Raw genomic sequence first — 11,751 nt, 5'->3', positions numbered from 1 at the left:
CATGACGACGACCGGGCGGATCCAGGTACTGCGGGCGGGCGAGCGCCCGGCGACGGCGTGGCTGAACGGGGGCGGGGTGACCAGGGAGGTCGCCGGGTCCCCCGCCGGTGCCGGGCTGGACTCCTTCGACTGGCGGGTCAGCCTCGCCGACGTCGCCGCCGCCGGTCCGTTCTCCGCGTTCCCCGGCATCGACCGGGTGATCACCCTGGTCGACGGCCCCGGCATGGCCCTCACCGTCGACGGCGAGGAGCACCTCGTCGACACCCCGTTCCGCCCGTTCGCGTTCGCCGGCGAGGCCGCTACCACCTGCCGGCTGCTCGACGGTCCGGTGGTGGACTTCAACGTGATGACCCGGCGCGGGCGCACCACCGCCGAGCTCGCCCTCGCCTCCGCGCCGCGTGTCGTCGGCACCCCGGCCGACGGCACCGTCCTGCTGGTCTGCCTGGCCGGAGAAGCCGTCATCGGCGACACCGCCAGCTCCGACACCGTGCTCGGCGCCACCGTGCTCGGCCGCTACGACGCCGCCCTGCTGGACGGTCCGGGCCGGTACGAGCTGCGGCCGGACGGGGTGACCGCCGTGGTCACCTTCCGCCCGTCGCCCGCCTGACGCTCGTCCGCTCCCGCTCTCCCCGGGCGCACCACCGCACAGGAAGTCGGACCCGCCGACTTCCTGTGCGGTGCTCAGCCACCGGCCTCCGGCGCGGTCCTCACCGCCGGCGGCCGGGCGTCACCCGCAGTACACCGGGGACGCGTGGGCCGGGTCGAGCGCGTTGGTGACCAGGTGCAACGCGGTCGGCGAGAAGGCGATCGCCACGTGCTCGGCGAGCGAGAGCGGGCAACGGTCCTGCAGGACCACGTTGTTCACGTTCGGACCGTTGAGGAACTGGGTCCGGTACGGCGTGACGACCTCGTCGTACACGGTCGAGATCACCGTGTAGCCGACACCGGGCACGGTGTCCGCCACCGTGGCCATCTTCCGGTTGAAGGCGGAGTCCACCACCTGGTCCTTGCACGCCGCGCAGGCCGTGTAGATCAGATCCGCCACCCCGGGGAAGTACGGCGCGAGATTGGTGATCCCGGAGAGCGTCGTCCCGTGGTTGGAAGGCGCCAGGCCGATCAATTTGTCGACCTTCGCCGCGCCCCCGAGGAACTTCACGTAGTAGTTCGGGAGCATGCCCCCCTGCGAGTGGCCGACCAGGTCGACCTTGGCCGCGCCGGTCGCGCCGCGCACCAGGTCCACGAAGCGCCCGAGTTGGGCGGCCGATTCGGCGACCGGGGCGAGTCCGCCGATCGGCAACAGCAGGCCGCTGCCGGAGGAGGTGATGCCGGGGACCATCCCGTAGTCGAGAGCGAAGACGCAGTAGCCCTGGCTCTTCAGCAGCGGCGAGAGGGCCAGCCAGTTCTCGTAGCGGTTGGCGAAGGTGCCGTGCACCAGGACCACCGGGGCGGGGTGGGCCGCCGTCGGCTTGCAGGCCCAGTCGTTGGCACCCGGCGGCGAGGCCACCGAGTCCCCGTCCGGCGGCAGTTGGGCCGTCGGTCCGGACGCGGTGGGGGTCGCGTCCGGACCGGCGGCGGCGTACCCGGCGGTGGCGGGTGCGCCGGCGAGCAGCACGCCGGCCAACAGGGCCGAGCCGAGTGCTCCGAGGAGCCTGCGGCGGACCGGCCCGGCGGAGAAGCGGAGAAGTGGGGTTCTCAACTGTTGCCTCCACAGCGGAAGTTTGTTACCAACAGGTAACCCGAGTGCCTCCATCATGCGGCCGCCCCTCCGACCCGGCCCTTGGGTGTCCCCCAGACCTGGACGGTGTTTTCTGTGACCGGTCACAATTCACCCGACCGCGCACCCGGTTGGCGGATCCCGGTGATCGGCGGCGTGCCCGCCGACCAGCGGTTGCTCGGCGCCGTACCCGCGTTGGTCGAGACCGTCATCGCCGCCCTGCTCGCACGGGTGCCGACCTACCGCCGTCTGCCGCACGAGCAGGTGGCGGGCGAGCTGAGCCAGGTCACCGAACGCCGGATCCGCGCCCTCGCCCAGGCCGTGCGCACCGGACTCCCCGCCGACCAGGAGGAGTTCACCTCCGTCCGCGAGGCCGCCGCCCGGCGCGCCGAGGAAGGGCTGCCGCTGGACGCCGTCCTGCTCGCCCACCACCTCGGGATGGAGGTCTGCTGGGAGCTGGTCACCCGGGACGCCCGCGACGACGACGCCGCCGACCTGCTGGTCCTCAACCGGCTGCTGCTCGACCAGCTCCGCCAGGCCACCTCGGCCGCCGGGGCCGGGTACGTCGAGGAGCGCCGCACCATGGCCGACGAGCAGCAGGCCGCCCGCCACGCCCTGCTCACCGCCCTGCTCGACGGCGCCCCCGCCGAGGAGGCCGCCACCAGGGCCGGCATCCGACTGCCGTCCTCGTACGCCGTCCTGTGCCTCGCCGTGGCCGACCACCCCGACGAGCGGGCGCCCGGCGTCGACCGGACGGTGGCCGGCCACCGCAAACTTCGCCGACTGCGCACCGAACTCGCCCACCGCACCCGGCAGTCGGCGCTCTCGGCGCTCTCCTCCTCGGGCGGTCCGGTGCTGATCCCGCTGGACTGCCGGCCGGACGGCGTCCCGGACGGCACCTGGCACCACCTCGGGGACACCGTGAGCGGCGCGGCCCGGGCCGCCGGGGTCCCCGTCCAGGCCGGAGCCGCCGTCACCGCCCCCGCCGGAGTGGCCGCGGCGGCCGTGCTGGCCGCCGAGGTGCTGGGCGTGGCACGGGCCTTCGACCGCCCGCCCGGGCTGCACCGGCTGGACGACGTGCTGTTGGAGTACCAGCTCAGCCGGCCCAGCCAGGCGAGATCCCGACTCGCCTCGCTGCTCGCCCCGTTGGAGGACGGCGGCGAACTTCTCGCCACCCTGCGCACCCATCTGGCCGGCGGCCTCAACCGCCGTCACACGGCGCGCGCCCTGCACCTGCACCCGAACACCGTCGACTACCGGCTGCGCCGGGTGGCCGTCCTCACCGGCCTCGACCCGACCCGGCCGGCCGACCTGCTCCGGATCACCGCCGCGATCGCGGCCCGGGACGCCGAGCGTGCCCAGGAGCCGGCCTGACCGGCGGTGCCCAGCGCCCGCTCGAAGGCACCCGCCTCACACGCCCGCACGAAGCCGCCCCCCGCACGACCGCACCGGCCCCCGTCCCCGCCGCACGACCGCGCCGGCCCCCGCCCCCGCCGCACGGCCGGGCCGCCTCACACCCCCGTCTCGCCGGGGAGTCGCAGGTCCCACCCGGCGAGGGCGCGCAGTTGGTCGGCGGTGATGCCCTCGGGGAGCGGGTTGGGCGGGTCGGTACGGAACGGCGGCTGCCACCCCTCCTCGACCGTCCAACGGCGGACGATCTTCGCCGGGGCGCCGGCCACCACGCTGTGGTCGGGGACCTCACCGCGCACCACCGAACCGGCCGCGACCACCACGTTGCGGCCGAGCCGGGCGCCGGGCAGGATCACCGCACCGGTGCCGATCCAGCTGCCCGCGCCGATCTCGATCGGCTCGTTGCGCGGCCACTGCTTGCCGATCGGCAGATCGGTGGCCCGGTACTCGTGCGCCTGGTCGGATATGTAGACGCCGGGGCCGGTCCAGACGTCGTCACCGAGGACGATCGACTGGTGGCCGACGATGTGGCTGTCACGACCGATCACACAGCCGCCGCCGATCCGCACGATCGGGTCCGGCCCGAGGTCGAGGCCGGGCAGGAACCCCGCGCTGATGGTGACGCGCTCACCGATGATCGAGAACGGGCCGATCGTGATCCACCGCTCGTTGAAGATCGCGCCGAGCGGGAAGGTCAGCTTCGTCCCGGCGCCCAGCTCGCCGAACCGGTACGGCCCGGGGCTCTCCTCGGACACCGCGCCGGCCCGCTGCACCCACGCCCAGCCCCGGTGGACGAGCCGGCCCGCGACGCGCCGCCCGCCGGCCCGGACGGTGGAGAGCAGGGAACTGGTGATCGACATGCCGCCACGCTACCCGCCACCCCGACGCCGCCACCGAGGAGGCGGCCAACATCACACCGGTCGCGACCGCCCCGCCCGCCGTGTCCGAAATCCGCGCGTGCTGCGACACTCGTCGACCATGGAGATCACCGAACACATCGACGCCCTGCGCCGCGAGGGCATCCTGCTGGCCGACGCGGCCGCCCGCACCGACCTCACCGCTCCCGTCCCCACCTGCCCCGACTGGCAGCTGCGCGACCTCCTGCTGCACATCGGCCAGGTGCACCGCTGGGCCACCGCCCTGGTGCGAGACGGGCACCGGGCCCCGCTGGACGACGAGGGCGAGCGTGCCGCCTGGGGGCCGGAGCCCTCGGACGCCGCCCTGGTCGACTGGTTCAGCGCCGGCCACGCCGCCCTGGTGGACGCCCTCACGGCAGCGCCGGCCGATCTGGACTGCTGGAGCTTCCTGCCCGCACCGAGCCCGCTGGCGTTCTGGGCCCGCCGGCAGGCGCACGAGACCGCGGTGCACCGCTTCGACGCCGACGCGGCCGCCGGAGCGGTGGGCCCCCGGGTGACCCCCGGCCTCGCCCTGGACGGGATCGACGAGCTGCTGCAGGGATTCATGTCGCGCGGCCACTCCCGGGTGCGCAGCGAGCACCCGCGCACCGTCCTGATCCGGGCCGGCGACGCCGTGCCCGCCGACGGCCCGGACTCCTGGCTGCTGACCATCAGCACGGAGCCGCTGACCGTGGTCCGCCGCGACAGCGCGGTCGACGCGGACACGGGCCCGGCCGACCTCACCCTCGACGGCCCGACCCGCGACCTCTACCTGCTGCTCTGGAACCGGCTGCCCGCCGAGCAGGTCGAGGTCACCGGCGACCGGGCCCTGCTGGACCTCTGGCGGGAGACGGCCGCCGTCCGCTGGAGCTGAGCCCGGACGGGTTCAGCGCGCCCAGGGCGCGGGCCGCTTCTCCAGGAACGCCCGCATGCCCTGCTGCGCCTCCTCCGAGCCGAACAGCCGCGCCGAGAGCCGGACCAGCTCCTCCGCGTCACGCTCGAAGGAGCGCACCACCTCGGCGTTGGCCAGCCGCTTGGACTGCGCGAGGCCCTGCGGCGAACCGAGCCGCAGGGCGTCCAGCAGTCCCTTGAGCGCGGTGCCGGTGGACTCCGCGGAGTCCGTCGCCTCGGTGATCAGGCCGATCCGGGCGGCTTCGGCGGCGCCGAAGACCTCGCCGGTCAGGTAGTAGCGGGAGGCCGCGCGCGGGTCCAGCTTGGGGCGCAGCGGCAGCGAGATGACGGCCGGGGCCAGCCCGAGCCGGACCTCGGTGAACGCGAAGGTGGCGGCCGGCCCGGCCAGGGCCAGGTCGGCCGCGCCGACCAGCCCGAGTCCACCGGCCCGGACGTGCCCGTCGATCACCACGATCACCGGCTTCGCGCAGTCCACGATGGCCCGCTGGAGGTCCACCAGCCCGCGCGGGCCGACCGTCGGGTCCGCGCCGGTCGCCTCGGAGAGGTCCGCGCCCGCGCAGAACACCCTGCCGGTGTGGCCGAGCACCACCGCGCGGACCTCCGGGTCGGCCGCGGCGGCGGCCAGGCCCGCGGTCAGCTCGGCCATCAGCCGGGTGGAGAGCGCGTTGCGGTTGTGCGGCGAGTCGAGGGTCAGCGTGGTGACGGCATCGGTGGTGGCGACACGGACGAAGGGCACTTCGCGGGTCATCGGTGCGGGCCTGCTTTCCGGCTGAGGGTGGGTCGGATTGCGCGGCGTCCGCCCTGATCGGACGGCGCCCGGACGACTCTGACATGCCCACCCACCACTCGGCCAGAGCCACCCGCCGCGAGACCCGTCACCCCTTCGCCCCGAGCACCGCCGGCCCGGCGGCACCGGCACCGGCACCGGCACCGACGCCCGTCCCGCTGCCGCCGTCCCGCTGTTCGCCGACACGGTCGGCGAACACCGGCCCGCCGGACGGGCGCCGGCGGGCGGTCCGCGGTGGGCAGTGGAGGAAGCGAACCCGGCCCGGCCGGCGGCGGAAAGGCGCTGGTGCGGTGATCATCCGTCAGCCACGATGGTGGCCATGACCTCCCGAGCCCCGCACCTCACCCACATCGCCGAGCCGCCCGGTGTCGCTCCCGGCACCGGCTACACCCAGGTCGTCACCGGCACCGGCCGCCTGGTGGCCGTCTCCGGCCAGGTCGCGTTCGACGAGCGGCGGCAGCTGGTCGGAGCCGGCGACCCCAAGGCGCAGGCGCGGCAGGTGTTCGAGAACCTGAGCCGCTGCCTGGCCGCCGCCGGGGCCGACTTCACCGACGTGATCAAACTGACCTACTTCGTCACCGACATCGCGTTCCTGCCCGCCGTCCGCGAGGCCCGGGACGAGTACCTCGGTGCCACGCCGCCGCCCGCGAGCTCGGCGGTGCAGGTCGCCGCGCTGTTCCTGCCCGAGGTACTGATCGAGATCGAGGCGCTCGCCGTCGTCCCCGCCACCTGACCGGTCCGCGACCGGTCCGGCAGCCGCCCGGGACCGGCCCGCCTACCCGCCGGTGGCCCGGCCGCTGCGCCGGGCCCACCGGACGGCCGGCCCCATGGCCAGGCCCGCCGCGGCGAGCAGCACGCCGAGGGCGACCCAGCCGAAGAGTCCCCACCCGACCACGGCGGTGCTGACCACCGCCGGACCGATCATCAGCGAGGCCGCCGACCCGGCGTTGTAGACGCCCTGGTAGGCGCCGTGGTCGCGCTCCCCCGCCAGGTCGTAGCTGAGCGCCCACCCACCGGCCTGGCTCAGCACCTCACCGAACGCCTGGAGCGCCACCCCGGCGAGCACCACCACGGCGGCGACGACGGCGGGCAGGCCGTGGGCGAGCGCGAGAACCAGACAGGAGGCGGCCAGGATCAGCCCGGCCCGGCCGCAGACCCGGGCGGCCGTCAGCGGGTCCTCGGTGCCCCGGGTGGCCCGGACCTGCAGGGCGATCACCAGCAGGGTGTTGACGATCAGGGTGCCGGCCACCGTGATCCGGGGTGCCTCGGTGTGCTGGACCACCCAGAGCGGCACACCGACCTCCAGCATCGCGAACTGCAGGCAGAGCAGCGCGTTCAGCACCGTCACCAGCAGGAAGGGGCCGTCCCGCAGGGCGGGATTGCGCCGCCGGCCGGGCAGCCCGTCCGTACCGGCCCCGGCAGCTCCGGCGTCCCCGACCTTCCCGGCGTCCCCGGGCCGCCCCGCCGCCCCGCTCGGCGTCGCCGATCGGCCCGCCGCCGGGACGGCCAGCCGGTGGAACAGCACCGCGACCACCAGGTAGGAGGCGGCGTCGGCCAGGATCGCCGCCAGATAGGCCGGCCGGCTGTCCACCTGCAGGGCGACGGCGCCGAGCGCCGTACCCAGGCAGATGCCGACGTTCGTCACCACCCGCAGGTAGGCCCGGCCCGCCACCCGGCGGTCGGCGGGCAGCACCTCGGCGTAGAGCGCGTTGCGCACGGCGGCCGCGCCGCGGTCGACGGCGCTCACCACGCACGCCAACGCCACGAAGGCCGGGAAGCTGTGCACCAGGGCGTAGCCGGCGGTGCCCAGCGCGTTCACCGCGATCAGCACCACGAGCACCGGCCGTGCCCCCCAGCGGTCGGCGGCCCGCCCGGCCGGCACGCTGGCGGCGACCCCGCAGAGGCCGGCGGCGGTGAGCCCGAAGCCGAGCTGAGCGGCGCTCAGGCCGAGGACGCGAGTGAAGAAGAGCACCCCGACGGCGAGCGAGAGCCCGCTGCCGACGGTGTTGACGAGGGTGATCCCGGCGAGCCGGCGCACCATCGGGTCGGGGTGCAGCAGCCGCGGGCCCGGGGCCGGGCCGTCGGCGGGCGGGCCGTCGGAACCGGCGGGACCGGACACGCCGGACGGACCGGACGCGCCGGGCAGGCCGACGGAGGGCGGAGACACGGCGGACTGCGCCGGTGAGGTGCTCATGCCTTGATCCCACCGCGTTCCCCCTCCTCCCAGTACTGATTTAGGCTCTGCCTCAAAGCAGCTGGACAGCAGGGGGAGAGATGCACCGATTCAGGCTGGATCTCACCGATCTCGCGACCACCTGGTTCGCCTGCTCCCCGATCCAGGAGGCCGCGCTCAGCCTGCGGATGTGGACCCACCCGGGCGTCTACCCGCTGCAGTCCGCCGCCTTCGAACGGCTGCGGCCGAGCTTCGCGCGGCTGGACTCCACGCTGCTGCTCTCGCTGGTCGCCCCCAACCGGTGGATCCCCGACTTCCTGACCCCCCGCCCGGCCGGCCCCGCGGCCGACATCCGGGCCGAGCTGGCCGTGGTCCGGGCGCTGCCGCCCGAGCAGCTGCGCCCCGAGCTGGAGCAGACCTTCCTGCCGCACGGCCGGCCGCTGCCCGCCCCGCTGGCGGCCGGACTGGCCGACCCGGCCCGGTTGCTGGCCCGGATCGCCGACGCGCTGGAGGAGTACTGGGAGGTCTGTCTGGCCCCCGACTGGTGGCCGCGGGCCCGCGCGGTCCTGGAGGCGGACCTGGTGTACCGGGCGCGGGTGCTGGCGCAGCAGGGCGCTGCGGCGCTCTTCGCCGACCTGGACCACCGGCTGCACTGGGCGGACGGGGTGCTCTCGATCAACCGCCGCTGGACGGACTGGGACGGCGAGATCACCGTGGACGGGCGCGGGTTGGTCCTGGTCCCGACGTTCTTCGCCCGGGGCGCGATCACGATGATCAGCCACGACCGTCCGCCGCAGATCAGTTACCCGGCGCGCGGCCGGGCGGGGCTGGCCCGGCCGGCCGCACCGGTCACCGCGCGCGCACTGGAGCTGCTGCTGGGCGCGCCGAAGGCCCGGCTGCTGGGGCTGCTCACCGATCCGGCCTCCACCACCGAGCTGGCCTACCACCTGGGTGTCACGCCGGGCGCCGTCAGCCAGCACCTGGCGGTGCTGCACCGGACCGGCCTGGTCACCCGGGCCCGGCACGGCCGCTCGGTGCTCTACCGCCGCAGCCCGCTCGGCGACGAGCTGACCGGCCACCCGCGCCGGGCGTAGCGCCCCTTCGCCATCCCCGCGTCAACTCCCAATTGGTACAGACCTGTTGACGCATTGGTCCAGTCCTCCTACAGTGCCCATGGCCCCGTCCCCCCACGGCACGGGCACCGATCGGCCACGCACCACAGGCCGCGGCGGCACAGGCCACGCACCACCGGCCACGGCAGCACCGGTCACGCACCGCAGGTCAGGCGCCATGGACCACGCACCGTGGACCACGCACCACCCGTACGGTTCTACGTCACCCTGTTCAACCCCCACAGTCACAGGGAGAACCATGTCCGCTCGACCCCGGGCCCGACGCCCGCGAGCGCGCAGCAGACTGCTGACGCTGCTCTCCGCCCTGCTCCTCCCGCTGGCCGCGCTCACCGCGCTGGCCACCCCGGCGAACGCGGCCGGCAAGCTGACCGCCACCTTCACCACCGCCGACAACGGCTCCTGGTGGAAGGGCACCTACATCGTCCGCAACGACAACGCCGCCGCCGTGTCCGGCTGGACGCTGGAGTTCGACCTGCCGGCCGGCGTGACCATCCAGAGCAGCTACAACGGCACCGCGACCACCACCGGCCGCCATGTCACCGCCACCAACGCCTTCTACAACGCGAGCGTCCCCGCGCACGGCACCACCGAGCCGTACAGCTTCTGGTTCGTCGCCAACGGTCCGATCAGCACGCCGACCGGCTGCCGGATCAACGGGGACAAGTGCGACGGGAGTTCGGACGTCCTGCCGTCCGCGCCCGGCACCCCGGCGGTCACCGAGTCGACCGCGCACAGCCTCGCGCTGAAGTGGCCGGCCGCCACCGGCGGGGACTTCCCGGTCGCCTCCTACGAGGTGCTGAACGGCGCCGTCGTGCTGGCCACGAGCACCACCACCGACACCGTGGTCACCGGGCTCACCCCGGCCACCTCGTACACCCTGACCGTGCGTGCCAAGGACACCCGGGGCAACACCGGACCGCTGAGCGCGCCCGTCACGGCCGCCACCTTCGATCCGGCGACCGACCCCGTCCCGCCCACCGCGCCCACCAACCTGCGGGCCACGGCGGTGAACTCCTCCGATGTGACGCTGGCCTGGAACGCCGCCACCGACAATCTGCGGGTGGCCGCCTACGACGTCTACCAGGGCACCGCGCTGGTACGGACGGTGACCGGATCCACCCTGACCGCCAACGTCAACGGGCTTTCGCCGTCGACGGGTTACACCTTCACGGTGAAGGCCCGGGACGGCGCCGACAACGCCTCGCCCGCCTCCGCGCCGCTCGCCGTCACCACCGCGGACCTGGTCGGGGCCGGCAAGTACGCCCGGGTCGGCTACTTCACCCAGTGGGGCATCTACGGCCGCCAGTACTTCGTCAAGAACCTCGACACCTCGGGCAGCGCGGCCAAGCTCGACGTCATCAACTACGCCTTCGAGAACATCGACCCGGTCAACCTGACCTGCCTGGCGGGGGTCACCAAGGGCACCACGGCGAACCCGCAGGACCCGGACCAGGGCACCGGCGCGGGTGACGCCGACGCCGACTACGCCCGCCCGATGAGCGCGGCGCAGTCCGTGGACGGCGTGGCCGACGACGGCTGGGGCAAACTGCGCGGCAACCTCAACCAGTTGAAGAAGCTCAAGGCCAAGTACCCGAACCTCAAGGTGGTCGTCTCGCTCGGCGGCTGGACGTACTCCAAGTACTTCTCGGACGCGGCGGCGACCGACGCCTCCCGGCAGAAGTTGGTCAAGTCCTGCCTCGACGTGTGGATCAAGGGCAATCTGCCGCTCTACAACGGCGCCGGCGGTGACGGCGTGGCGGCCGGGATCTTCGACGGCATCGACCTCGACTGGGAGTGGCCCGGCTCGGCCGACGGCCACGCCGGGAACCACTACAGCGCCAACGACAAGGACAACCTGACCCTGCTGCTCGCCGAGTTCCGCAAGCAGCTCGACGCGCTCGGCGGCTCCCACAAGCTGCTGACCGCCTTCACCCCGGCCGACCCGGTCAAGATCAACCAGGGCTGGGACCTGTCGAAGATCTTCACCTACCTGGACATCGCCAACGTCCAGGGCTACGACTTCCACGGCGCCGGCAGCGACAACTCCTGGGAGCCCAACCGGGCCGGCCACCAGGCCAACCTGTACGCCGACGCCCAGGACCCGTACCCGTTCCACTTCAGCGTGGACGCGGCGGTCCAGGCCTACCTCTCCGCCGGGGTCAATCCGCGCAAGCTCACCATCGGCTTCCCGTTCTACGGGCGCGGCTGGCAGGGCGTGGCGGACGGCGGCGCAGCGGGCGAGTGGCAGAGCGCGACCGGCGCGGCACCCGGCCAGTTCGCCGAGGAGGCCGGCACCCGCGGGTACAACAACCTGATCACCACCTTCCCCAACCTCACCGTCCACCACGACACCCAGTCCATCGCCACGTACGGCTACACCGGCGCGGGCGGACAGTGGTGGACCTTCGACGACGCCTGGTCGATCGGCCAGAAGACGACCTACCTGAAGTCGAAGAACCTGCTCGGCGCCATGATCTGGGAGATGACCGGCGACACCCCGAACGGCGCCCTCATCACGGCGCTCGACACGGGGTTGAAGTGAGCTCCGGAGTGACCCCACCCCAGGAGTGACCCCGCCCCAGGAGTGACTCCGCTCCCGGGTGACCGGGATCCCCCGGGGTGACCCTGCCGAACGGGCTCCCGCGGACCGACCGACGTCGGGCGGTCCGCGGGCGCCCCCGGCCGCGTCCCCGAGGCCAACGAGGTCAGCGTCCGGGGCGCCCGGG

Annotated in this window: 10 protein-coding genes; 6 read left to right on the top strand and 4 right to left on the bottom strand. The window is 74.1% G+C overall.

The window, feature by feature from the left end; translation table 11 throughout:
* Position 1 precedes the first annotated feature (1 nt).
* Positions 2–607 (top strand): HutD family protein, encoded by a 606-nt coding sequence (locus tag ACFXHB_RS28755; protein ID WP_380577577.1) that lies wholly within the window; start codon positions 2–4, stop codon positions 605–607.
* A gap of 120 nt (positions 608–727) precedes the next feature.
* Here the strand turns inward: ACFXHB_RS28755 and ACFXHB_RS28750 are convergent, their stop codons facing one another.
* Positions 728–1,624 carry an esterase/lipase family protein gene (locus ACFXHB_RS28750; RefSeq protein WP_380577616.1) on the bottom strand — a complete coding sequence of 299 codons (897 nt, stop codon included), beginning with the start codon at positions 1,622–1,624 and terminating at the stop codon, positions 728–730.
* Positions 1,625–1,810: 186 nt separating this feature from the next.
* Between ACFXHB_RS28750 and ACFXHB_RS28745 the strand changes: the two genes are divergently transcribed.
* Entirely contained in the window at positions 1,811–3,088 is a 1,278-nt protein-coding gene (locus ACFXHB_RS28745; RefSeq protein ID WP_380577576.1) for a PucR family transcriptional regulator, read from the top strand.
* Between the two features lie 137 nt (positions 3,089–3,225).
* On the opposite strand, the gene ACFXHB_RS28740 is transcribed toward ACFXHB_RS28745, so the two are convergent.
* Positions 3,226–3,984 (bottom strand): acyltransferase, encoded by a 759-nt coding sequence (locus ACFXHB_RS28740; RefSeq protein ID WP_380577575.1) that lies wholly within the window; start codon positions 3,982–3,984, stop codon positions 3,226–3,228.
* Between the two features lie 118 nt (positions 3,985–4,102).
* Here ACFXHB_RS28740 and ACFXHB_RS28735 point away from each other — a divergent pair, with 118 nt between their 5' ends.
* A complete protein-coding gene (locus ACFXHB_RS28735) occupies positions 4,103–4,894 on the top strand; it encodes a maleylpyruvate isomerase N-terminal domain-containing protein (protein ID WP_380577574.1) in 792 nt (263 codons plus the stop codon).
* 12 nt (positions 4,895–4,906) lie between these two features.
* Here the strand turns inward: ACFXHB_RS28735 and ACFXHB_RS28730 are convergent, their stop codons facing one another.
* Positions 4,907–5,680, bottom strand: coding sequence for an enoyl-CoA hydratase family protein (locus tag ACFXHB_RS28730; RefSeq protein ID WP_380577573.1), 774 nt, complete (start codon positions 5,678–5,680; stop codon positions 4,907–4,909).
* A gap of 358 nt (positions 5,681–6,038) precedes the next feature.
* Here ACFXHB_RS28730 and ACFXHB_RS28725 point away from each other — a divergent pair, with 358 nt between their 5' ends.
* Positions 6,039–6,452 (top strand): RidA family protein, encoded by a 414-nt coding sequence (locus tag ACFXHB_RS28725; RefSeq protein ID WP_380577572.1) that lies wholly within the window; start codon positions 6,039–6,041, stop codon positions 6,450–6,452.
* 42 nt (positions 6,453–6,494) lie between these two features.
* Here ACFXHB_RS28725 and ACFXHB_RS28720 read toward each other — a convergent pair whose 3' ends face one another.
* Entirely contained in the window at positions 6,495–7,913 is a 1,419-nt protein-coding gene (locus ACFXHB_RS28720) for an MFS transporter (protein WP_380577571.1), read from the bottom strand.
* 80 nt (positions 7,914–7,993) lie between these two features.
* On the opposite strand from ACFXHB_RS28720, the gene ACFXHB_RS28715 reads away from it, so the two are divergent.
* Both ACFXHB_RS28715 and ACFXHB_RS28710 read left to right on the top strand, forming a co-directional pair.
* Positions 7,994–8,986 carry an ArsR family transcriptional regulator gene (locus ACFXHB_RS28715; protein WP_380577570.1) on the top strand — a complete coding sequence of 331 codons (993 nt, stop codon included), beginning with the start codon at positions 7,994–7,996 and terminating at the stop codon, positions 8,984–8,986.
* Between the two features lie 277 nt (positions 8,987–9,263).
* The gene (locus ACFXHB_RS28710) at positions 9,264–11,567 is read left to right on the top strand and encodes a glycosyl hydrolase family 18 protein (RefSeq protein WP_380577569.1); all 2,304 of its coding nucleotides are present in this window, start codon (positions 9,264–9,266) and stop codon (positions 11,565–11,567) included.
* Positions 11,568–11,751: the final 184 nt, after the last annotated feature.

It is taken from the genome of Kitasatospora sp. NPDC059327 (genome assembly GCF_042752535.1).
Lineage (GTDB): Bacteria > Actinomycetota > Actinomycetes > Streptomycetales > Streptomycetaceae > Kitasatospora.
Note: the sequence above shows the minus strand (reverse complement) of the source record. Positions and strands in the feature narration are given on the sequence as shown.

What these genes read in the sequence shown, in the direction of transcription:
- ACFXHB_RS28755 (WP_380577577.1), top strand. Translation starts at nt 2, where the DNA reads ATGACGACGACCGGGCGGATCCAGGTACTGCGGGCGGGCGAGCGCCCG.
- ACFXHB_RS28740 (WP_380577575.1), bottom strand. Translation starts at nt 3,984, where the DNA reads ATGTCGATCACCAGTTCCCTGCTCTCCACCGTCCGGGCCGGCGGGCGG.
- ACFXHB_RS28735 (WP_380577574.1), top strand. Translation starts at nt 4,103, where the DNA reads ATGGAGATCACCGAACACATCGACGCCCTGCGCCGCGAGGGCATCCTG.
- ACFXHB_RS28730 (WP_380577573.1), bottom strand. Translation starts at nt 5,680, where the DNA reads ATGACCCGCGAAGTGCCCTTCGTCCGTGTCGCCACCACCGATGCCGTC.
- ACFXHB_RS28725 (WP_380577572.1), top strand. Translation starts at nt 6,039, where the DNA reads ATGACCTCCCGAGCCCCGCACCTCACCCACATCGCCGAGCCGCCCGGT.
- ACFXHB_RS28720 (WP_380577571.1), bottom strand. Translation starts at nt 7,913, where the DNA reads ATGAGCACCTCACCGGCGCAGTCCGCCGTGTCTCCGCCCTCCGTCGGC.
- ACFXHB_RS28715 (WP_380577570.1), top strand. Translation starts at nt 7,994, where the DNA reads ATGCACCGATTCAGGCTGGATCTCACCGATCTCGCGACCACCTGGTTC.
- ACFXHB_RS28710 (WP_380577569.1), top strand. Translation starts at nt 9,264, where the DNA reads ATGTCCGCTCGACCCCGGGCCCGACGCCCGCGAGCGCGCAGCAGACTG.